The sequence below is a fragment of the Bacillus sp. BR3(2024) genome, from assembly GCF_039134555.1.
Classification (GTDB): domain Bacteria; phylum Bacillota; class Bacilli; order Bacillales; family Bacillaceae_G; genus Bacillus_A; species Bacillus_A cereus.
In genome coordinates this window covers 2,244,401-2,265,920 of the sequence record NZ_CP152433.1, presented here as the reverse complement: position 1 = coordinate 2,265,920, position 21,520 = coordinate 2,244,401, and the positions used below count along the sequence as shown (strand labels likewise).

Genomic DNA, 21,520 nt, shown 5'->3' with positions numbered 1-21,520 from the left:
TCTTACTATAAGTATACCTGTAATCAACATAATTTTCCTCAGACTTAAGACCTAGAGAACTACATGCTGAAGGCGGATTCTTCATATATTTCCTAAATAATTTACGTTCTTTTAATCGTGCTACACTCAATCTTTTGACATTCACCCGTTTTCAATGTGATAATTCTATTACACTCACTTCTATTTATTTTTGCGAGCTACAAATGCTCCCTTTTGAAACGCTAATAACACTGTTTCAAACGTATCATCTTCTTCAATCATTTTTATAAACTCATCTAATTCACTTGCATGAGAAGTTGCATTATCAACAACAAGAAAACCTTTTGGCTGTAACATACGTTTTATATGCTCAAACCACCACATGTATTGCGTGCGCTCTGAATCTAGGAAAATAAAATCAAATGAATGATCTAATTGGGAATCTAAAAATGCCCCTGCTTCTTGCTTGTGAACATCAATCCTTTGTAAAAGGTTTGCCTTTTCAAAATTGACAAGTGCCTCTCCAACTCGTTCTGAAGAAAGCTCTACAGTTGTTACATTTCCATTTGTTTCTTCTACCGCATTAGCCAACCACAATGTAGAATAACCATTAGAAGTTCCAATTTCTAAGATATTTTTTGCATTACACCCTTTTACTAAAATTGATAAAAATTGCCCCATCTCACGAGAAACATTCCGTAATTTTTCTTCCCTTGTTTTTTTATTTCGATCATGCTCTTCTCCATATTGTTCAAGTTGTAATAATAATGAATCTACTGTATCCATTCTTTTCATCGCCTTTCCAAGCAATATGATGAAAAAGCTCTTGCTGCCCGTCTACTTTTTATTATATGCGAAACAAAAACCTTTTTCCTGTTATATGACAAAGATTTATAATTTTTTATAGCATATTGTTTCGTTTTTTGGTAAAGTTAATTTCTACGTGCAATTATTCCATTCATATTATTTCATATAAAAATTGCAGTTATTAAATTATATAAACCCCATTTAAATGAATCGGTATTTCAAATTCAATTAAGCGCCCTTTTCGGACGCATTTTCTTTGTTTATATATTTCCAGAAGAAAGGATGCTTACAAATGAACGTGATTAGCTTAGATGCTGCTCGAAAACGAAAGCAGCATAAAAAATTAATGATTACTATACCGATTATTACACGTATTTATGAAGAAGACGGGGAAATTAAATTTGAGGTAGCTGGCGAAAAAGATGTACCTCTTGAAATGTTAGAAAAATAATAAAAAACGCATTTCTGAAGAAATGCGCTTTTTTATATTTTTACATTTAAATGCATAAGTTTTTCAGGATTAACCATCATATAAATATTTGAAATCTTCTCATCCTCAAATGCAAACGAAAGAACATAAGTTACTTTATTATTTATTGTAACTATAACTCCTGGTATACCATTTATCATTTTGAAATCAACAGTGTACTCTTCTGTCAATCGTTGTGCAATCCCAAAGAACAAACGTATAATTCGATCTGCAGAATAAATCGGATTGATCGCAGTCGTAACTTTACCGCCACCATCAGCTTTGAGTATAGCATCTGTTTTTAATACTTCTAACATACCTTCCGCATCCCCACACTGTAATGATGATACAAACTTTTCAACATAAGAAGCCATTTTCTCCGTGCTTAATTTTGATTGCTTCGGTTTCTCCAACATACTTTTTCGTGCACGTTGAAAGATCTTCCTGCAGTTCACACTACTCTTATTAACAATTGAAGCTATTTCTTCGTATTCATAACTGAAAACCTCTCTTAATATGAAAACAATCCTTTCTATCTCAGATAGTTGTTGTAAAAGTAATAAATATGCGGTGGAAAGGGATTCTTTCATTATAAATGACTTTGATGGCTCATCACTCTCTTCTACAAGTGGCTCTGGTAACCACATCCCTACATACACGTTACGTTTATGCGCTGCCGATCGTAATTTATCAATTGAACGATTTGTCGCCATCTTACATAAATATGCTTTCATATTTTCTATAGATTGTGGATCTTCTATATTATTTAGCGAGATAAATACATCCTGAACGATATCCTCAGCATCCATAACACTCCCAAGGATTCTGTATGATAACGAAAATAATAATGGTTGATACGCTTCATATAACTGCTCCGTTTCCATGATGAACTGCCTCACTTTCATATTGCTTTAAAATGTGTAACGCTGCACGTTTCCCGCTTGCTACCGCAGCATCAGCTAATATTTCATCATGCCCTGCCCAATCTCCTGCAACATAAACACCTGGCATTTCAGGTATATTAGGACCCGGCTTTTCAACACGGTCAATATGAGGAAAATCATGTACTACTGTTATTTTCGGTAAATATTGCTGTGCAACAACTTCTCTTTTCCAATTTGGGTGTAACAACTCCATCGTACTTTCCAACTGTTCTTTATCTTCATGAATATGATTCATCTCTAGCACAGGATTATGGTACTTAATTAGACTCACTGCAATTGATCCGTCTTCACTTAATTTAGCTGCTCTCGATTGATTTGTGAAAAATATAGGTTGATCTAATCCTAATACAAATTGATGTGTAGGATTGGGTAATTGTCTCAAGCCAATATCTAATGCACCAACAGTAACCGGTACCGATTGTTCACCCCATTTATGCAAACTTGTTCCTTCTGCACCTTTTATTATTTTACAAGCCTCTTTCGGCGGAGTCGTCACGATGACTGTACCTACTTCAAAAACCTCATCATCAACACAATGTATTCTTTGTTTACCTTCGGAATGCTCAATTTCCACAACATGCTTTTTAGCCAAAAACTGCACCCCGATATCATTTGCTATAGCTCTTAATTTTGTTATTATCGTCTTCCAACCACCATCTACATAAAGCACTCCTTCTTTTATAGAAAGCTGTATTTGCTTTAGTACAGATGATGCTAATTGTATTGTAGGAGCAAACGTATATGTTGTTGTCCGGCATAGCGCATAAAATATATTGCGAATCATTGGATCTTTTATTTCATTTTCTGCCCATGTAGTTAGACTCATTTTCGGAACTTCTCCTACATCTAAATTTCCTAAACGAATCATAAGACGTGAGAATTGTACTTTTGCAGACCAAGAAAGTAGTGGTGTTGATAAAATTGAGCGAAAATCTGTTGGGATGGTGAATATATCCCCTTTCCATATTCCATGTGCTTTTGTAGATGGTATTCCACCTGGAAGAGTCATACCGAGCTCATTAAAAGTTATAAACGCTGCCCCGCCTCTATATAAAGCATGTGCACCAAGATTCATGCAGATTCCATTTTTATTTGTAGTCATCCCTCGGCCACCGAATTGACTGGACTTTTCTAATACAATCACTTTCCTTCCAACTTTCGCTAAATATATAGATGCTGTTAATCCAGCAAGCCCACCGCCAACAATTGCTATATCAAATGTATTCATAATAAAATCCCTCCTTAATCGTTCTACATACAAGACGAACGATTAAGGAGGGATGTGACATAAAAATAAATCTTTATTATCCTACTTTGTTTCTTTACTTTTTAATTCGATCATATTGCATACGAAATAACTCAATTGCAAATGGAATATCCTCTTCACTCTTTAAATAATAACTGATCCATCCTGATTCAGGTAATACGTGATGTGGTTTTACCAATCCTTGCTTCACTAATTCATCTCGCTTTAACTTCGGAAATGGTAAATCAGCTAATCTATCACCATGAAGATGCCCAAGTTCTTTCTTACCATAATTTATTTCAATACCACCAAATCGATGCGGTTTTTCAGAAACACCCGCCCAGCTGAGTACTTCATTTCTAATCATTTCACTAAATGACATGAACATTCACTCCTTATAAATGATTGATGTAATTTTAAATTAACATTTTCATTACTTTTTTCCATCAATCCAAAGTATGAATGGGAATACGAATATAGTTTGGTATTAACACCTTATTCTTTATGGAATAAGTGAATTTATTAAGCTACCGATAACAGCACAAAACAAAGACTAGACACATATCCTAATTTTGTAACCTAACTTACCTATAGAAAGGCGGGTAATACAATTGACTGCCAACATCGACTATACTTCCCCCTCAACCAATTTTACTTATGATGTAAATAAAAGTAATTTTTTTCGGAAAGATGCCCAAAATTATATAAATGTACTTGGTATTAAACAATTAAATACTTTAGAAAATACTTCTTTATTAGATATTTATTTAAGTACAGGAAATGTTGTAGAACCACATATTCATCAAAATGCAGCTGAACTTGTTTATTGTATTTCAGGGTCTGCTGTTGTTTCTTTACTTAATCCATTTACGAATCAAATATTAAACTTACCGATAAAACCCGGGCAAGTTGCCAACATTCCACAAGCGTGGTGGCATTATGAAATTGCTACAGCAGATAATACTCATTTATTAGCTATTTTCAATGCTCCAACTCCAGAAGTTATTTTCGGTTCTGACATTTTAAGGTTAACTCCAGCTCATATGATGGCCCATACTTATTGTCTCAATGAACAACAATGGAAACAAGCGGTTTCCCCTATCCAATCAACTACCGTAATTGGTCCTCCGGCAAACTGCAATCAAAACCGTGAAATGAAAAATTATCCAACCCACCCCCTCGCTCAACAACAGAATCCGTATCACCAAGATTCTTATTACTTTCCTCTTTACTGGGGCTATTAATTTGTAAATTTTCAAAAGAATCATCATTTATCTCCTAGGAAAATACCAAGGAGATTTTTTTATTGTATCTTCTCTTCCTATTAAAAATAGTAACAATTAATAGTGTACATACATATAATATTTATATATTAAATTGGAGGTGATAGTACTATGAGTAATTATAACTATCGAAAAAACTACTCTTATAATAAAAATAGTAGCTCTTCAGCATCCTCTCAATCTTCCAATTCTCAATCGCAAAGAGACTTAGCCGAGCAAGGCTATGTAAAGAAAAAAGGATGTAACTGTAATAAAAATAAATAGTTTATTTTATGGATGAATTCTTTTAAAAGAATTCATCTTTTTTTGCTGATCGGAAACTTTTAAAGTTACATAACTTATTCCTTAAATGAGAAAGGGTAAATTATACTTTTTTATACGAACTTAACAAAGAGTAATTGTTCAATGGATTTATTACTTATTTCTCAAAAAAATATAGTCCTTCCTAAATTTATTAGGAAGGACTATATACAAACCCCTGTTTAATTTCCTACTAAATGTAACAAATTAAACGATATTAATACCTGCACTTACAAATCCAGCAACTGCAGCTATTGGACTTGCTGCTGTTAATGAAACATATAACAGTATTTTGTCCCCAGCCGCTACTGGAATAGCTTCAGGTATGATTCCTGATGCTGTAGAACCAATTGCTATTAAAGCAAATGCTGGTGTTAATAATAGAGGTGCGCCTTGTACTGTAAACGTATTGCTTGCTGCAGGTGCAGTTAATATTTGTATTTGCACTTGAACAGGTGATAATGGAGCTAATGCAGCTGTTGCACTAAAGAAACCTGCTAATGACGTAATAACCCCTGCTCGTGGTGCTACAAATGCATAATCACCTACACCTAATGCTAATGTGATACTTGTTCCACCCGTTAATGCTATACCAGGCTGACTAAATCCAAATCCAAGAAGAGTTCCTGTATTAGCTACTAACGCATTAACTAACGCTGCTGGTGTTGTACCTGAAGCAAACGGAATAATAGCTCCGCCACCAGTTGCACCCGTTGCTCCTGTTAAGCCTGTTGCTCCTGTTAAACCTGTTGCTCCCGTTGGGCCTGTTGCTCCTGTTGGACCTGTCGCTCCTGTTAAGCCTGTTGCTCCTGTTAAACCTGTTGCTCCTGTTAAACCTGTTGCTCCCGTTGGGCCTGTTGCTCCTGTTAAACCTGTTGCTCCACCAGTACCTGCTGGACCTGTCGCTCCTGTTGGGCCTGTTGCTCCTGTTGCTCCTGTTGGACCTGTTGCTCCTGTTGGACCTGTCGCTCCGCCTCCTGGACCTGTTGGACCTGTTGGACCTGTCGCTCCACCTCCTGGACCTGTTGGACCTGTTGGACCTGTTGCTCCGCCTCCTGGAGTAGCACCAATTAATTGAGTTAATAAGTTTAATAAAAGTTGTAAACTTGCAGGGTCAATAATTAAAGAGAAGAAGAATGGTGCAAGAGCACTGTAGAATTGTTGTAATAAAGAAAGTAATTGACTTAGATTTGGGTTAGGAGATTGTAGTAAATTAATAATACTTTGAATTAATTGTTTTAAGAAATTCCCTTCTGGAGAAGGTGCTAATTCATTTAGTAAGTTCAATAGTTGAGTAAACAAATTGAGTAAAGCTAATCTGTTTGCATCACTTGGATTTGCAAAAAACGCTGCAATAGCCGAAATTAAAGAGTTTAGTAAAGTAATTAATCTACCTAATTGCTCACTAGTAATCGGAACTGTTTGTGGATTGTTACAACAATCTGGAGTGAAAACAATCGGATTATTGCAGTGGTTATGACCGAAACAATTATTACTTGTCATTTATGTCCTCCTTACTTGTTTTATATTTGAGTTTTTCCTATTATAAGGATCATAAAGTTGTAAAAGAGTATGTGTTATATATTGACTTAAAATAGGAAACATGAAATATAATTAAACTTAAAAACGTTATTTAATTATGTTCATGACTCACATATTAATTATATGTTTTTAATAATTGACTGCTTAGATTAAATACCTAAACTTACGGGTTTATTTTATTTTTCCACGTTTATCTCTTAGGTTTAAATACACATATTAATTTGAATATACTCAACAATTAACAGTGCCATTTTTTCATATAAATATACATTATTTCTTTACTAAGATTGTGTTCTCTTTTTTAACATGAAGCCCTTTGTATTATAGAGAACTCTCATATACTATATTGAAAAATTCATTTTATATTTTATTCCAATACACTATGAAAAGAATTGAAGTTAAAATTCCTATCATTCAACCATTTATGACAGCTAGAAATTGAATGTACCTTCACTTAATTTTAACTATTTAAATATAAAACAAAAAGGACAGATTCCTTTTCATTAAGGATCTGTCCTTTTAATTAATAATAATAAATTGTAATATAATTGAAGATCCTTGCGATGGTGGTTGCGTATCCAATAAAGTTAATTTACCAGTACTCACTTCATATAATGGTTGTGGCTGCAGTATTCCATTAACAAACAAATTAATATAAGAAACTTCACTAGGAGACAAAATATTCGTTGTACCATATTGAGGTATCCCGTCAGCATCTGTATATATAAGCTTCTCTCCATCCGCAAAAGTGTAATATAACAAATTGGTGGTTGTTATAGGGCCAATCCCCCCGGTAGGACCTGTTGCTCCGGTTGGTCCCGTTATTCCAATTGGTCCCGTTTCTCCGGTTAGCCCGGTTACTCCGGTTAGTCCCGTTATTCCAGTCGGGCCTGTTGCTCCGGTTGGGCCTGTTATTCCAGTCGGGCCTGTTACTCCGGTCGGGCCCGTTTCTCCGGTTGGTCCCGTTATTCCAGTCGGGCCCGTTTCTCCAGTTGGACCTGTTGCTCCGGTCGGGCCCGTTATTCCGGTTGGGCCTGTTGCTCCGGTCGGGCCCGTTATTCCAGTCGAGCCTGTTGCTCCGGTTGGGCCTGTTATTCCAGTCGGGCCTGTTACTCCGGTCGGCCCCGTTTCTCCGGTTGGTCCCGTTTCTCCAGTTGGACCTGTTGCTCCGGTCGGGCCCGCTATTCCGGTTGGGCCTGTTGCTCCGGTTGGTCCCGTTATTCCAGTCGGGCCCGTTTCTCCAGTTGGACCTGTTGCTCCGGTCGGGCCCGTTATTCCGGTTGGGCCTGTTACTCCGGTTGGGCCTGTTATTCCGGTCGGCCCCGTTTCTCCGGTCGGCCCCGTTATTCCAGTCGGGCCTGTTGCTCCGGTTGGAATATAAATTGGTGGAAGAATCGGAAATGTAGGTCCAATATTTTCTGGGCCTATCATCCCCTTATTCAATGATAAATTGTCATTGCGTTTCAATTTAATACCTCATTCCACATGTTTTTTAATTCATACACATCATTATGACCCTATCATTAAAGAATAACTTTATAACTATTCTCTTTTTTCTTCCCAAAGAATTATTACATATATTAAACATTTTACCGTTGCTATAACCGCTTTAATTAATATAATAAATTAATCATTCTATTTAAAAAGTACTAAATCTATTACATTCTTATTTAAAAAGATGAGGTGATTTATATTCAAGATAATAATGAAATTAGAAAAAAAGAAATAATGTCAATGGCCCTTGACATTATTTTCCCTTACAGGCTTACTGGACCTACGGGGCCTACTGGAAGTACTGGGCTTACCGGGAGTACTGGATCTACCGGAAGTACTGGGCCTACCGGAAGTACTGGGCCTACCGGAAGTACTGGGTCTATCGTTACAACAAACTCTATGTTCGCTAATAATACATCAGGTGGTCCTGTTTCAGTCATATTAGGAGGAACAAACATTCCACTTTCAAATAACCAAAGTCTTGGTAATTTTACAGTTAACGCTTCAAATGACGTATTTACAATTCCTGTAACTGGAAGATATCATTTAACCTATCAAGTTAATACGACAACCGCTCTACTTGCTGGAACTAGACTACTATTAAACGCTTCTACGCCAATTCCTGGCTCTATTTTTTCTCCCGCTTTATCAACTTCAAATTATAGTAATAATTTAATTACTAATTTAAATGCTGGTAATACAATTTCACTACAATTATTTGGTATATTATCTGTCGTGAATTTAGTTGGAGGTGGATCAACAGGTGCCTCTCTTACAATTATACGAATTGATTAAAAAATGATTCATTCTTTTTATAATAAACAATCTAAATACTCAATTGGTAAATATTACGAGAGTGATGACGTAATAAAAATAAATTGTACTATATCCATAGTAGAAAACATCTATACTAAATTTTCCGTATATATATTATCAATTTACACTTCCCCCATGTCGGTGTTACATTAAAGATGAAGATCGTTTCTTCTTTACAGACCATCTCAATATGTATTTGAGGAACATCTCCAATCCTATACGCGAGAGCAATACTATATTGACACTCAATTGAGTGTCTTTTTTTATATTCAAAAAATAAAACCATCTCTTATAGATGGTTTTAACAATACACATTTACTCTTTATATTATTGCCAGCTTATAAAGCTGGATAATAAATAGTCATACTTAACCGCGTTAATGTTCTTCCTGAATTAGTATAAGTATGCGGTCTATCCGCCTTAAAGCGAATTGAGTCTCCATTATTTAACGTATATTGACAATCGTTTATGTCTATTGTCAATTTCCCTTCAAATACCGTTATAAACTCTTCTGTTCCTTCTTTATGCGCTTCTGAACTTAATTTCCCTTCTGTATCAATTTCAACCATATAGATTTCAAAATTCCTATTATCTTGGAAAGGAAATGAGGGATACACCTTATATCTCCCATTGTCTTCAGACAATACTTGAACATCATTTCGTAAAACTACTTTCGTATCAGGCTGTGGATTATTAATTAAAGAGGTAAATGATACTTTCAAACCATTAGCAATTTTCCATATTGTTGTTAGTGTCGGGCTTGAATCTCCTCTTTCTATCTGTCCAATCATTGTTTTACTTACACCTGTTAATTGAGAGACCTTTTCTAAACTTAATTTTTCTTTTTCACGTATTGATTTTAAATTTTTTGCCAGAATAAGTTGAATTTCTTCCATAAAAAACACTCCTACACTGTATACAATATAACGACCGTTATGTATAATAAAAAGCACACGTTATATTGTTCTTTTCGGTCATTATAACACACAAAAAATAGGGGGTTTTGAAATGCCTATATTTTCTTTTTTGTTATTTGTATTTATAAGTAGCTTCACACCTGGTCCCAACAATTTCTTAGCTATGACATACGCAAATCAACATGGATTAAAGAGAAGCATAAACTTTTGCTTTGGAGTGGCATTCGGTTTTTTCATCCTCACTTCTTTATGCAGTTTCTTTAATATTGTATTAATTAATATTATCCCTATAATTGAATTTCCTTTAAAAATTTTAGGTGTCGCGTATATGCTATATTTAGCCTTTAAAATAATTACTAGTAAAGGCGGTGCCGGTCACAATGAAAAAAATAATAAAAACTTATTTACAGTGGGTATTTTCCTTCAATTTATTAACCCTAAAGGAATATTATTCGGACTCACAGTAGTCTCTACTTTTATACTCCCTTACTACAATTCATATTCAAGTTTTCTACTTTTCTCATTATTTCTAAGTATAGTCGGTTTACTGAGTACATTTAGTTGGAGCCTTTTTGGTTCCATGTTCCAAAAACTTTTATTAAAACATAATCAATTATTTAACATCATTATGGCTGTTTTATTAGTTTTCAGTGCCGTTTCAATCGTTATACACTAATTCGATGCTCATTTTAGATTTTGTACTTTTTAATACCACTCTTTATCATTCAGACTACTTTACATACTAATCCATCCACATACCCTATGTGGTTTAAAACTTTTAAGAGGAAACCTTCTAACAATAGGTTTCCTTCCATATTATATTAAATAAGAAGCAGGTTAAATACGGAGGTGATTTTGATTAAGACTACTTTAATTTCTCATTTTTACAATGAAGAATATTTACTTCCGTGGTGGTTAATGCACCATACAAAGCTATTTGATCATGGCATTCTTATTAACCGTGGATCCACTGATCGTTCAGTTGAAATCTGTAAAACATTCGCTCCTAATTGGGAAATACGAAACTCAAAATCATTCGAATTTGATGCTTATTTAGTTGATCAAGAAGTTATGGAAATTGAAAGAGAAATTACAGGATGGAAAATGGTATTGAATACGACAGAATTCCTGTGCTGTTATAATAAAGAACAATTTTTCAAATCACTTAACACTATGGGCGGCAATATGTTTTCAATAAGAATGATTATGATGATTGATGAACCGACTCATGGCTACACTAATCCAAGATATAGCTCTCCGCTTGTTAAACAACGTTATCACGGCATAATAATTCAACCTAATCCAAACCAACTATATCTTAACGGTAGATTAATTCACAATAATTCGCACGGGAACTATAGAGTCGGGAGACATGGTTCGCATTATCCTTATAGCATTTACATGGAACCTGCTTTTATTTTTAAATTTTTTTATAGTCCATGGAACGATGCAATGAAAAAACGAAAATTACAAATCGGGCCTACTCTTTCTCAACATAGTGTACGACGCGGATTAGGTTCTCATCACTTAACAACAATTGAAAAATTAGAAAAAAAATACAAATACTATGCAACCTTAACTACGGATCTCCGGTTATTCCCAGAATACCAAATTATATTTCCTGATCTTTGTCCTTAATGTCATGAATATTTAGTTTCGACATCCATCCGTTTTTTATTAACATACCAACTCCAACTAAATACTTTTCTCTAGTAGAAATCTGAGCTAGAACTCTTGCTGCACGGAAATTCCTCTTATTTAATCTCGTATCACTAGCCTATAATCTTTCATACCATTTCATTAAGCACTTGATGTTGGATCAGAAATAAAAAATGGTAGTTCATTTGGAAAATTTTCAATTTCAGATTTTATACCTTCTAAAACAAAGAATTCAAACAATAGAACCTAAACTAAGATTTTAAGTTATGGCTTTATTTTTTTCTTATTATTCACTTTAAAATCTTTTTATAATAATATTGAAAAATACGATATAATATAAATTACTGTTCTTTAGGAGGATCACAATGGCTGATAAGTATAAATTTTTTATTCTCATTGTTACCGCATTTTTTTCATTCTTTTCTTTAATAAAAGATTTCCGCAACACTTCAAAAAGTTTCTTTTGGGGTAGTTTTATCATTCTTACAAGCTTCATGATACTATTAATACATGCTCTAGATTTAACTCAAATACTTTTTTATCCAAAGCAAATTGCACTTGAATTTATTACAATACCACGTAAATTATTTCTACCATCTGTCACTGAGGCCGCCAGTTCCCTCCAACACTAAGATAATAATTTGATTAAGAGCTCTTTCTAAAAGAGCTCTCTTTTTTAACATAAACATACCATATACAAAATCCAACCTTAACCACTTAATTACTTATAAGAACCTAACTTATAAAACGCATAATAATTATATTTATTTACTAGTATACAAGCCGTATCTCTTAGTAGAAGCACAGCATAATATACGATACAGGACAAAACTTTCAAAAAACTTGTCTAAGTTAATTCTCAAAAAGGGGTGAATATAAATGCCTATCGTTAAACCTTTTATAGCAGGAAGACGATTTGTAAGTACAGCAGCAACAGGAACTGCTGCTGGAGCAGATTTAACTTTTGCTAACACAGACTTCACTGATGACACTGGTGCTGTAACAACATTCCCTGCTTCTTATGCCTTTTTAACACTTTATATTAATGGTGTTATTCAAACAGGTGATACTATTACTGGTGTGACTACTACAGCTGCTACTATTGTAGGAGGAGCAGTCCTAGATGGAGGCACTCCTATCGCAATTGAATTTACTATAACGTAAATTTAGTTGTCTTTTTAGAGGTTTCATTGAAAGAAACCTCTAATTTTAAAAATTCACATCAATTTTAGTAGCAACTACATAATACAGTGCACATACTAGATAGAATGATAGAATTTTATACTCACTCTCAAAAAGAGCACTTATCTATAGCGATCTTTTATATAGCGCAATAATTTTTCGCCTATTTGCTCTTGGAGAACCGACTAAGCAGTTAGTTAAATTAGCTAACTGCTTTTTCCATATAGTATTTATTATTATTCATAGCTTTATCCGTAATAGTAATGCTTGTGCACTATCTACTATAAATTTTCATATATTGTATTATGCTTGTCCAAAATGTGAAGTTAATACTCACGAAATCTAAATACAAGAAAGGAGTGAAAATATGCGCTCATCCATTCGTAAATTCGCTAATTTTAATTGTGAAGCACAAGCACCTAGTTCACTACCTGCCCTAGGTTTTGCCTTCAATGCTACTTCACCTCAATTTGCAACATTATTTACACCACTACTATTACCTAGTACAGGCCCAAATCCTAACATTACTGTCCCTGTAATTAATGATACAATTAGTACTGGAACTGGTATTAAAATTCAGGTAGCTGGTATTTATCAAATTAGCTATACATTAACGATTAGCCTTGATAACGTCCCATTAGCCCCGGAAGCAGCTCGCTTTTTCTTGACATTAAATTCATCGACTAATATTATTGCAGGATCCGGATCCGCAGTCCGTTCTAATATTATCGGAACTGGTGAAGTCGATGTATCAAGTGGGGTCATTCTAATTAACTTAAACCCTGGTGATTTAATTCAAATTGTCCCCGTTGAAGTAATAGGTACAGTAGATATTCGTTCTGCAGCGTTAACAGTTGTGCAAATTCGTTAATAAAGTGAAACTTTAATCAGCCCTCACCAATGGGCTTTTATGGGCAGTCCAGCCCCCACCTAACTTCTTTGCTTCCGCTAAATTTTAAGGTGGGGGTCTTACTGTCCGGCAAATAGCAGGATAAAAACAAAAGACTTAGCTAATTAATATTTATTGTTCCTTATACACAATATCTTTTTATAGATTTGACACACATTTATATTAAACAAGCATATTTTATTGTATGACTATATAGTCATACAAATCTAAAGCGTTCATAAAAGCACACTTATATGTGTGCTTTATTTTTAATTAAAACCTACAACATCCTCACACAATATCCATATATTATCTTGATTCCTCTCTAAATGTATGGTTTGTCTCAGAGCGCTTTTAACAGCGCTCTTTTTATTTAAACTCCGATTTTTAAAGTTCGATTTTATGATTTACATTATTATACACATGCTACGCTACTTTTGAAACAAGGTATACATCCAAAGACTGTAAGTGAACACTTCAGTTATAAAGATATGTTCATAACATTAAATCGCTATTCACATGTTTTGCCTGGAATGCAGGTGGATGCTGTTAAAATATGTAGTGAAAGACCATTTGGATAGTAATATTTGCAAATATAAAAAATGCGGTTTCTCCTCTCAAGAGAAACCGCAACATATCAATGCTTTTACTATATTTTAAACTGACTCGTATACAAATCAAAATAAAACCCTCTATCTTCCATGAGAGATTCATGATTCCCTCTTTCTAAAATATTTCCATCTTTTATAACAAGAATTTGATCTGCTTTTTCAATTGTTTTAAGTCGATGAGCGATCACAAAACTTGTGCGACCTCTCATTAAATTATTTAGTCCTGCTTGTATTTGTAATTCTGTTCTTGTATCAATATTTGATGTCGCTTCATCGAGAATTAATATATCTGCATCTGCTAAAATTGCTCGTGCAATCGCTAGAAGTTGTTTTTGTCCTTGACTTAAATTCGATCCTTCTGAAGTAATTTCTGTTTCATATTGATTTGGCAAATGCTTAATAAAAGAATGTGCAGATGCTGCCTTAGCTGCAGTGATAACTTCTTCATCAGTAGCATCTAAGCGTCCATAACGGATATTATCCATAATCGAACCAGCAAATAAATACGTATCCTGTAAAACTACTCCTATTTTACTTCGTAAAGAATTAATATCATAATCTTTTATATCTTTTCCATCAATATGAATTTGTCCTTGCTGTATATCGTAAAAGCGAGTTAATAAATTAATGATTGTTGTTTTCCCTGATCCAGTCGGACCAACTAAAGCAATTGTCTCTCCTGGCTGCGCTTTAAGACTCACTTCTTTTAAAATCGTTTTATTTTCTGCGTAGCCAAATGAAACATTCTCAAGTGCAACATGCCCTTGTAAATTTTGTACAACGAATGCGTCTTTTTTATTTTGAATTTCTGGTACCTCATCCATAATTTCAAAAACACGTTCTCCACCAGCAACTGCCGCTTGAATTGTATTCATTAAAGTCGCAAATTGACTTAGCGGTCTTGAGAATTGACGAGAATAATTAATAAAAGCCGCAATAACTCCTACTGTTGTCATTCCGTTTAAGACCATAACTGATCCAGTCCCAATGACAAGGCCCATACCTAAATTATTAATAAAGTTCATACTTGGAAAAATAAAAGCTGAAAATGTATCAGCCTTCGTAGCTGAAACTCTTAGCTGTTCATTAATTTTATTGAAATTTTGTACAGTTTCTTTTTCTTTTCCGTACAACGTTGTAACATCCGCACCTGTAATTGCTTCCTCAATAAATCCATTTAATTCACCTAAATCTTTTTGACGCTTCGCAAAGTTTTTACCACTATATGCAACTAGTTTTTTTGTAACGTAAAACATAATAGGTACTGTAATTAAAGTTACAATTGCTAAAATCCAATTTAAAGCGAACATCGCAATCGTTACACCTATAAAAGTTAACGCTGATGAAATAATTTGTACAACACTTTGTGTCAAAGCTTGATTCAAATTATCTATATCATTTGTCACACGGCTCATTAAATCACCTTGGGTACGCACATCAAAGAACCGTAAAGAAAGCGTTTGGATTTTCTCAAAAATATCTTGTCGTATTTTTTGAATTGTTTTTAATGCAACGTTAATCATGACAAATGTTTGTAACCATGTTAAAAGTACAGTTACACCGTAAATTGCGATAAGTAACATACACATTCTTGCTGTACCACTTAAATCTTTCGGTACAATATATTGATCAATAATGACCCCCATAAAATAGGGACCTAATAATCCAAGTAAAGTAGTAACAACGACTAGAAATATAACAAACATAAGAGCAGCTTTTTGGTAGCCCATATAGTTCCATATCCGCATTACAGTTCCTTGAGCATTTTTAGCTTTCCCCATCTTTGGCGTGTTTCGTCCACCTTTATTAGCAAATTGCCCTTGAAAATTACGCATGTTCTTCCCCACCTTCTTTATGCAAATTACCACCTTGGGAAAGATAAATTTCCTGATAAACCTCACTTCGTTCTAACAATTGTTCATGTGTACCATTGCCAACTAATTCACCATTATCTAATACAAGTATTTTATCCGCATCCATTATGGAAGAAATTTTGGACGCGATTAATAAAGTCGTTGTGCCTTTATATTTTGTTTTTAAAGCTGTTTGAATAGTAGCCTCTGATTTTGCATCAACTGCTGATGTAGAATCATCTAATATGAGAATCGGTGGTTTTCTCACAAGTGCCCTTGCAATTGATACACGTTGTTTTTGTCCACCTGATAGATTTGTCGCACCTTGTGTTAAATTATATTGATAAGATTCTTCCAGCTTATTGATAAACTCAGTCGCACAAGCTGATGCAGCTGCTACTTCCAGCTCATCATGTGTTGCATTTTCTTTACCATAACGTAAATTCTCTTCTATACTACCTGAGAACAACAAAGCCTTCTGAGGTACAAACCCTATTGAAGCACGGAGTTTTTGCAAATCATATGTTTTAACATCTATTCCATCTATACATATTTCACCTTGATCCACATCATATAGACGTGGTAACAGTTTCGCTAAGGTAGATTTACCACTTCCAGTTGATCCAATAATCCCTACTTTTTCACCTTTTTGTATGTTAAACGAAATATCTTTTAAAACGTATTCATTATTTTTCGTATAGCTATAACTAACATTTTTAAATTCGATATTCCCCTCGATTTTCTCAGGTTCGATTGCATTCGCTTCGCTTATTATATCAACCTCGGTATTTAACACTTGCTGTACACGATCCGCAGATGGAAAAGCTCTCGCAATTTGAATAAATACCATGCTAATCGACATAAGTGACATTAAAATGATATTCAAGTAATTAATAAATGCCAAAATCGCTCCTACTTGAAGCGTTCCATTGAATACTTTTTCTCCACCAATCCATAATGTTGCGACAATCCCGCCACTTACAACTAGCATAATGATTGGCATCATTAAAGAAATAAGCTGCACAGCTCGAATATTTATCTTCGTTAAATTTGTATTTACACTTCCAAATTGAGCGATTTCATATTTTTGTCTTACATACGCTTTTATAACACGTACACCAGATAAATTTTCTTGTAACTTTGTATTCACTTTGTCCAATGCCTCTTGCACCTTTTTAAATGTACCACTTGCTTTACTTGCAATTAAAATAATCGCAAGTAATAAAATCGGAACAACTACAAGTAATATTGGAAATAACTCTCTTGCTGTTACAAAAACAATAATTATACTTCCGATAAATAACAGCGGACCACGAACGAGAACACGTAATGTCATCGTCATTGCTGATTGAATGGAAGTGATATCATTCGTCACGATCGTTAATAATTTACCTGTTCCAAATGAATCACGATTATTACTAGAAAATGTTTCTATTTTCGCAAACACATCTTTTCGTATGTCAGTAGCGAAATTAACAGCTGCTTTTGTAGAATACATCATACACCCAAGCCCTCCAACTAAACCGAGTGCTGCTGCTCCTATCATAAGAAGCCCCATTTTTATTACATAATTTAAATCCCGATTTGCAATCCCAACATCAATGATATGTTGCATAATAGTCGGTTGAATTAAGTCCATCGCAACCTCAAGTACCATAAATAGCGGTCCAATAATAGCGAAGAACATGTATGGTTTTAAATACTGTAATAACTTACGAAATGATTTCATACATAGTCTCCTTTTCCCATGAAATTACCACTGAATAATTCATATCCCTCCTTATTTAAGCGATATTTTTTGTAATTTCTTCATTACTTCTATTATATTATGTAAATTAATATTTAACATTATTAAATGATAAGTATTAATGACTTTCTGGTCAATACATATGCTTTATATTATGTAAATACAAAAACCGCATTCTTAATGAAAAGAATACGGTTTTTCATCTATAATTCTTCAATTGTAAAATGTAAAAACTCAGTCTCAAATCCCTTATTTTTAGAAGGACTACACGTGTAAAAACCTATTTTAATAGGCTCATTTCCTATATCCTCCATTAAATGAGCGATTCTTATTTGTTCCCATTGATGTCTCTTTTTCACATATATTGTATAATCACCGCGTTTTCGAATAATTCGAAAACGAAGTTGTTGCTTAGCTGCTTCAGTTGGATAATCTTGCGTTGACCAATCAGAATATCCATTATTCGTTACGACAGCACCTAAGTGAGATGGCCCTTCGGGGATATATTCTAAAGATGTTTTTAGCCAACAGTTCTCCGAAATCATAACAAAAAGACCTGCTTGATCGAATTTTGAATTTGGATTCATACGTAACTGAACTTCAGCTTGAAAGTCTGTCATCATCTCATTATAAAATACATGACCATTCATTACTTCAAAACCATAATGTGTTTTAAGCCAAAAATCAGTTTCTGCTTTCGAACGGACAATAAACGCATGATTATCATTAATTTTATAGTATTCAGGTACATTCATTATAGTGAGTTGCTCAATATGTTCTGGTATATACGATATATTCATAGCTCCTCCATAATAAAGCATTTATATAGACATTTAAAACTCCGCTAATACTGGGAATTTATAACCTTTAAAATCTAACTCTTTATCACTTCGAACCATTAAATACTTGCTAGACTGTACTTCTGTAAACTGTACTTCCTCAACCCCTAATTGATCCGGAGAAAAATAAAATTCGATTTCCGTAAACCTTTCATTGATTTCTCCACATAATTCATCTAAAACCGGAAGTACTGGCGCAAATACTCCAAATAATTTCAACTTTTCATTTTCTACTTCATAAACGATTAGAGCATCTAGTTTCTCTGAATAATACAATTTCTCATTCCATTCCGAATCATACATATTCAAATAAAATGAAGGATGGAAGTTTAAAGTTGAAAAACTATTTGAAAGTCTTTGGCTACTATCAATAGTTTCATGTATTAACTGTCTATTCTCTATATTATAGTAATCTAACTTTTTAAGTAGTGAATCGTTATTATTAATATTTTTATCATATGGTATAGTCATCAAATATTCCTGCACAACTTTAAATCCAAATGCTGTATATAGTTCAGGGTTTTCCGTAAACAATAATGCACATTCACATTTCTTATCGATTTCTTCTATCATTTTACCCATTAATTGTGTCATTAACCCTTGTCTACGAAAATTAGGGTGTGTCATTACTGATTGAATACCCGCTGCATTTATTTTTTCACCATTAATTAATAATGGGAGTGAAAATGCCGCAACATTTGCAATCACTTTATCTTCTTGTAAAAATGATAAAGCTTTATATGTATCATCCCAATATCCTTTATCCGAAAAATCATTCAATGTTTGAGTTGTAATTCCAAACACTTCTTCAAATAAAGGAAATAACTGCTCTCTTTTCGGTTCTTCTATTAGAAGACTTGCCAATTTTTCAACATTCCCCATGTTGTACCTCCAAATGTTAAATTCCATTAAATTAGATATACTTATATGACCTACTCTTAAAAATAGAGGTCTTACCAATCAATATACTATCACAAAACATAAAAAAAAAGTCTAATTAATTTTATGTTTTGACTATTTGAAAATAAGTCGAATAAAACGATATTAAGATTTTTGGATATTAATTAGTTTATTATACAAAAATAGCGCTTTCTAATTAGCTTTTACTAATAGAAATACACTATTTATAATAAAATATTTTTAGTCTTTTATTCCTTCAAGTCTTTCCTTCGTATTAATTTCTTCTCCACTTATACGCTTTTCAAAAGACTTTCTCCAACTACATGAAAGTGCATTTACTTCTAATATCCTTTTTACCCCTTCAATATTTTGTTTTTCCTTATGCATGATACGATTAGCAAACGCTACTGAAACACCTTTTGGATCAGACTGTAGTTTTTTTAAGGTATCGACTGATGATACCCATCCTTCTTTTAATACACGAAAATAAAATCCTGTATATCCTGTTTCTTGAAAATATAGTGGTAACTTTGGAATATTATATTTTTTTGCTAATTTAAAACAAGGTTGCCTTGGTTGTGTTACCTGTACGATTGCCTGTCCTAGCTCAAACGTATCACCAATACAAACATCCTCTTCGCGCATACCACTAACTGTTATATTTTCTCCGAAAGCCCCATATACAAAATCTTGATTCAATTCTTTTTCCCAATATGGATAGTGATCACCAGTATAAACACAAACTGCTTTATCTACTCCTCCATGATGAACTAAGTCAGCTTGTCCATCCCCATTAAATTTTACAAAGGATAAATATACCGGTTCCTTTACTTGTTTCTTATTTATGCCTGTATGAATTACTTTTCCGCCGTATGTAACCTCTTTTGGTAATCCTATATTTAAAGATAATAATTGATATTCATTAGCCATTCTATTTCCTCCTTTAAAGGTGTTATATGTATTTTCTCTCGATTAATTTTTACAAACCTCTCTGTTATATAAAGATGATTATAAAACCTCTAAAATCATTGTTCAATTCAATTATTTATATAATAATGATAGGTATAACCTATTATTATACTTGAGGTGATTCCAATCGAATTACGACAACTTGAATACTTTTTAGCTGTTTCAAAAGAATTACATTTCACAAAAGCAGCTGAGAAATTAAATATTTCACAGCCTTCACTAAGTCAACAAATACGTGCATTAGAGCATGAAGTAGGAATGCCACTTTTCGATCGAATTGGTAAAAAAATATCTTTAACTGAAGCAGGGAAGGTTTTATTATCACATAGTAAAACAATTTTTCATGAAGTCGAACAAGCTCGTTCAGCTATTCAAGACCTAAACGGATTACAGCAAGGTTCCTTAACAATAGGGGCTTTGTTAACCGTCGTAAATTATTTACTACCACCAGCTATTTTAAATTTTAATAATTTATATCCTAATATAGAGCTTTCTGTATTAGGGCTTCGTACAGGAGATATTCGTGAAAAATTATTACAAAACGAACTAGATATTGGAATTACATTTCTCCCGGTGCAAGATAAAGAGATTATCTCCATCCCTCTATACAAAAGCGATCTTACATTGGTCGTGCCCACTGGTCATCGATTAGCTGAACGTAATCATGTATCTATTGCTGAATTACAGAACTACCCTTTAATTCTTTTACCTAAAAATTTCTTTTTAACCGAACTAATTACATCTCATTGTCAAAAGTTAAACTTTAAACCAAGGCCAATTTTAGAAATTAGTACGATGGAATCTTTAATCCAAATGGTTTCCAAAGGAATGGGAATTACAGTGTTACCCAAACCATATATAGACTTTTTACAAAATAAAAACATTCAAGCTATTAAAATAGAAAACCCTACTCCAATAATTGAAATAGGGCTAATTTATAGAAAAGATAAATATATGTGTGCTGCAACTCGAGAATTTATTGAGCAACTAAAAATCACAGTACGTTCTTTCCAAAACTAAACAAAAGAGATTATCCTATGAAACCGTTTCACAACAATTTAGTAGAATAATCTC

Annotated in this window: 22 protein-coding genes; 10 read left to right on the top strand and 12 right to left on the bottom strand. The window is 33.6% G+C overall.

Annotation, left to right across the window (positions count from 1 at the left end):
• Positions 1 to 180: 180 nt before the first annotated feature.
• Positions 181 to 774, bottom strand: a complete 594-nt coding sequence (locus V7S45_RS11765; RefSeq protein ID WP_342761827.1) for a class I SAM-dependent methyltransferase — start codon at positions 772 to 774, stop codon at positions 181 to 183.
• Between the two features lie 304 nt (positions 775 to 1,078).
• Here V7S45_RS11765 and V7S45_RS11760 point away from each other — a divergent pair, with 304 nt between their 5' ends.
• Positions 1,079 to 1,237 carry a hypothetical protein gene (locus V7S45_RS11760; RefSeq protein WP_001100984.1) on the top strand — a complete coding sequence of 53 codons (159 nt, stop codon included), beginning with the start codon at positions 1,079 to 1,081 and terminating at the stop codon, positions 1,235 to 1,237.
• 32 nt (positions 1,238 to 1,269) lie between these two features.
• On the opposite strand, the gene V7S45_RS11755 is transcribed toward V7S45_RS11760, so the two are convergent.
• The 3 genes from V7S45_RS11755 to V7S45_RS11745 all read right to left on the bottom strand — a co-directional run bounded on the left by V7S45_RS11755 (position 1,270) and on the right by V7S45_RS11745 (position 3,827).
• Positions 1,270 to 2,139, bottom strand: a complete 870-nt coding sequence (locus V7S45_RS11755) for a sigma-70 family RNA polymerase sigma factor (protein WP_342761826.1) — start codon at positions 2,137 to 2,139, stop codon at positions 1,270 to 1,272.
• Positions 2,117 to 3,427: an FAD-dependent oxidoreductase gene (locus V7S45_RS11750; protein WP_025688146.1), complete on the bottom strand. Its 1,311-nt coding sequence runs from the start codon at positions 3,425 to 3,427 to the stop codon at positions 2,117 to 2,119. The genes V7S45_RS11755 and V7S45_RS11750 overlap by 23 nt, the downstream gene beginning before the upstream one ends.
• A gap of 94 nt (positions 3,428 to 3,521) precedes the next feature.
• Entirely contained in the window at positions 3,522 to 3,827 is a 306-nt protein-coding gene (locus V7S45_RS11745) for a luciferase family protein (RefSeq protein WP_025688144.1), read from the bottom strand.
• A 229-nt stretch (positions 3,828 to 4,056) separates the two neighbouring features.
• On the opposite strand from V7S45_RS11745, the gene V7S45_RS11740 reads away from it, so the two are divergent.
• Both V7S45_RS11740 and V7S45_RS11735 read left to right on the top strand, forming a co-directional pair.
• The gene (locus V7S45_RS11740) at positions 4,057 to 4,689 is read left to right on the top strand and encodes a cupin domain-containing protein (RefSeq protein ID WP_025688142.1); all 633 of its coding nucleotides are present in this window, start codon (positions 4,057 to 4,059) and stop codon (positions 4,687 to 4,689) included.
• 150 nt (positions 4,690 to 4,839) lie between these two features.
• Entirely contained in the window at positions 4,840 to 4,992 is a 153-nt protein-coding gene (locus V7S45_RS11735; RefSeq protein WP_002100980.1) for a hypothetical protein, read from the top strand.
• Positions 4,993 to 5,235: 243 nt separating this feature from the next.
• Here the strand turns inward: V7S45_RS11735 and V7S45_RS11730 are convergent, their stop codons facing one another.
• Both V7S45_RS11730 and V7S45_RS11725 read right to left on the bottom strand, forming a co-directional pair.
• Positions 5,236 to 6,531: an exosporium glycoprotein BclB-related protein gene (locus V7S45_RS11730; RefSeq protein ID WP_088345781.1), complete on the bottom strand. Its 1,296-nt coding sequence runs from the start codon at positions 6,529 to 6,531 to the stop codon at positions 5,236 to 5,238.
• 558 nt (positions 6,532 to 7,089) lie between these two features.
• On the bottom strand, positions 7,090 to 8,037 hold the full coding sequence (locus V7S45_RS11725) for a DUF4183 domain-containing protein (RefSeq protein ID WP_088345779.1): 948 nt from the start codon (positions 8,035 to 8,037) through the stop codon (positions 7,090 to 7,092).
• A gap of 216 nt (positions 8,038 to 8,253) precedes the next feature.
• On the opposite strand from V7S45_RS11725, the gene V7S45_RS11720 reads away from it, so the two are divergent.
• A complete protein-coding gene (locus V7S45_RS11720; RefSeq protein ID WP_000639404.1) occupies positions 8,254 to 8,859 on the top strand; it encodes a collagen-like triple helix repeat-containing protein in 606 nt (201 codons plus the stop codon).
• Between the two features lie 359 nt (positions 8,860 to 9,218).
• Here the strand turns inward: V7S45_RS11720 and V7S45_RS11715 are convergent, their stop codons facing one another.
• Complete coding sequence (locus tag V7S45_RS11715) at positions 9,219 to 9,833, bottom strand: XRE family transcriptional regulator (RefSeq protein WP_113732221.1); 615 nt, start codon at positions 9,831 to 9,833, stop codon at positions 9,219 to 9,221.
• Positions 9,834 to 9,888: 55 nt separating this feature from the next.
• Between V7S45_RS11715 and V7S45_RS11710 the strand changes: the two genes are divergently transcribed.
• The 5 genes from V7S45_RS11710 (at position 9,889) to exsF (ending at position 13,509) form a co-directional block, all read left to right on the top strand.
• On the top strand, positions 9,889 to 10,473 hold the full coding sequence (locus V7S45_RS11710) for a LysE family transporter (protein WP_342761825.1): 585 nt from the start codon (positions 9,889 to 9,891) through the stop codon (positions 10,471 to 10,473).
• A 179-nt stretch (positions 10,474 to 10,652) separates the two neighbouring features.
• Complete coding sequence (locus V7S45_RS11705) at positions 10,653 to 11,435, top strand: glycosyltransferase family 2 protein (protein ID WP_000598280.1); 783 nt, start codon at positions 10,653 to 10,655, stop codon at positions 11,433 to 11,435.
• Between the two features lie 386 nt (positions 11,436 to 11,821).
• Complete coding sequence (locus V7S45_RS11700) at positions 11,822 to 12,088, top strand: hypothetical protein (protein ID WP_000774117.1); 267 nt, start codon at positions 11,822 to 11,824, stop codon at positions 12,086 to 12,088.
• Positions 12,089 to 12,335: 247 nt separating this feature from the next.
• Positions 12,336 to 12,620 carry a DUF4183 domain-containing protein gene (locus V7S45_RS11695; protein ID WP_001123247.1) on the top strand — a complete coding sequence of 95 codons (285 nt, stop codon included), beginning with the start codon at positions 12,336 to 12,338 and terminating at the stop codon, positions 12,618 to 12,620.
• Positions 12,621 to 13,005: 385 nt separating this feature from the next.
• Positions 13,006 to 13,509, top strand: a complete 504-nt coding sequence (gene exsF / locus V7S45_RS11690) for an exosporium protein ExsF (protein ID WP_001257871.1) — start codon at positions 13,006 to 13,008, stop codon at positions 13,507 to 13,509.
• Positions 13,510 to 14,176: 667 nt separating this feature from the next.
• Here the strand turns inward: exsF and V7S45_RS11685 are convergent.
• From V7S45_RS11685 to V7S45_RS11665, 5 genes are all read right to left on the bottom strand, one after another.
• The gene (locus V7S45_RS11685; protein ID WP_342761824.1) at positions 14,177 to 15,973 is read right to left on the bottom strand and encodes an ABC transporter ATP-binding protein; all 1,797 of its coding nucleotides are present in this window, start codon (positions 15,971 to 15,973) and stop codon (positions 14,177 to 14,179) included.
• A complete protein-coding gene (locus V7S45_RS11680; RefSeq protein WP_000834783.1) occupies positions 15,966 to 17,720 on the bottom strand; it encodes an ABC transporter ATP-binding protein in 1,755 nt (584 codons plus the stop codon). The genes V7S45_RS11685 and V7S45_RS11680 overlap by 8 nt, the downstream gene beginning before the upstream one ends.
• 221 nt (positions 17,721 to 17,941) lie before the next feature.
• Positions 17,942 to 18,538, bottom strand: a complete 597-nt coding sequence (locus V7S45_RS11675) for a DUF1349 domain-containing protein (RefSeq protein WP_001027672.1) — start codon at positions 18,536 to 18,538, stop codon at positions 17,942 to 17,944.
• Between the two features lie 33 nt (positions 18,539 to 18,571).
• Positions 18,572 to 19,459: a GNAT family N-acetyltransferase gene (locus tag V7S45_RS11670; protein WP_000528674.1), complete on the bottom strand. Its 888-nt coding sequence runs from the start codon at positions 19,457 to 19,459 to the stop codon at positions 18,572 to 18,574.
• A gap of 258 nt (positions 19,460 to 19,717) precedes the next feature.
• Complete coding sequence (locus V7S45_RS11665; protein WP_001262990.1) at positions 19,718 to 20,407, bottom strand: MOSC domain-containing protein; 690 nt, start codon at positions 20,405 to 20,407, stop codon at positions 19,718 to 19,720.
• Positions 20,408 to 20,563: 156 nt separating this feature from the next.
• On the opposite strand from V7S45_RS11665, the gene V7S45_RS11660 reads away from it, so the two are divergent.
• A complete protein-coding gene (locus tag V7S45_RS11660; RefSeq protein ID WP_000612248.1) occupies positions 20,564 to 21,466 on the top strand; it encodes a LysR substrate-binding domain-containing protein in 903 nt (300 codons plus the stop codon).
• Positions 21,467 to 21,520: the final 54 nt, after the last annotated feature.

Bases quoted from the DNA above. Each gene is read 5' to 3' on its own strand.
- V7S45_RS11765 (WP_342761827.1), bottom strand. From the start codon at position 774: ATGAAAAGAATGGATACAGTAGATTCATTATTATTACAACTTGAACAA.
- V7S45_RS11760 (WP_001100984.1), top strand. From the start codon at position 1,079: ATGAACGTGATTAGCTTAGATGCTGCTCGAAAACGAAAGCAGCATAAA.
- V7S45_RS11755 (WP_342761826.1), bottom strand. From the start codon at position 2,139: ATGGAAACGGAGCAGTTATATGAAGCGTATCAACCATTATTATTTTCG.
- V7S45_RS11750 (WP_025688146.1), bottom strand. From the start codon at position 3,427: ATGAATACATTTGATATAGCAATTGTTGGCGGTGGGCTTGCTGGATTA.
- V7S45_RS11745 (WP_025688144.1), bottom strand. From the start codon at position 3,827: ATGTCATTTAGTGAAATGATTAGAAATGAAGTACTCAGCTGGGCGGGT.
- V7S45_RS11735 (WP_002100980.1), top strand. From the start codon at position 4,840: ATGAGTAATTATAACTATCGAAAAAACTACTCTTATAATAAAAATAGT.
- V7S45_RS11730 (WP_088345781.1), bottom strand. From the start codon at position 6,531: ATGACAAGTAATAATTGTTTCGGTCATAACCACTGCAATAATCCGATT.
- V7S45_RS11710 (WP_342761825.1), top strand. From the start codon at position 9,889: ATGCCTATATTTTCTTTTTTGTTATTTGTATTTATAAGTAGCTTCACA.
- V7S45_RS11700 (WP_000774117.1), top strand. From the start codon at position 11,822: ATGGCTGATAAGTATAAATTTTTTATTCTCATTGTTACCGCATTTTTT.
- V7S45_RS11695 (WP_001123247.1), top strand. From the start codon at position 12,336: ATGCCTATCGTTAAACCTTTTATAGCAGGAAGACGATTTGTAAGTACA.
- exsF (WP_001257871.1), top strand. From the start codon at position 13,006: ATGCGCTCATCCATTCGTAAATTCGCTAATTTTAATTGTGAAGCACAA.
- V7S45_RS11685 (WP_342761824.1), bottom strand. From the start codon at position 15,973: ATGCGTAATTTTCAAGGGCAATTTGCTAATAAAGGTGGACGAAACACG.
- V7S45_RS11680 (WP_000834783.1), bottom strand. From the start codon at position 17,720: ATGAAATCATTTCGTAAGTTATTACAGTATTTAAAACCATACATGTTC.
- V7S45_RS11675 (WP_001027672.1), bottom strand. From the start codon at position 18,538: ATGAATATATCGTATATACCAGAACATATTGAGCAACTCACTATAATG.
- V7S45_RS11670 (WP_000528674.1), bottom strand. From the start codon at position 19,459: ATGGGGAATGTTGAAAAATTGGCAAGTCTTCTAATAGAAGAACCGAAA.
- V7S45_RS11665 (WP_001262990.1), bottom strand. From the start codon at position 20,407: ATGGCTAATGAATATCAATTATTATCTTTAAATATAGGATTACCAAAA.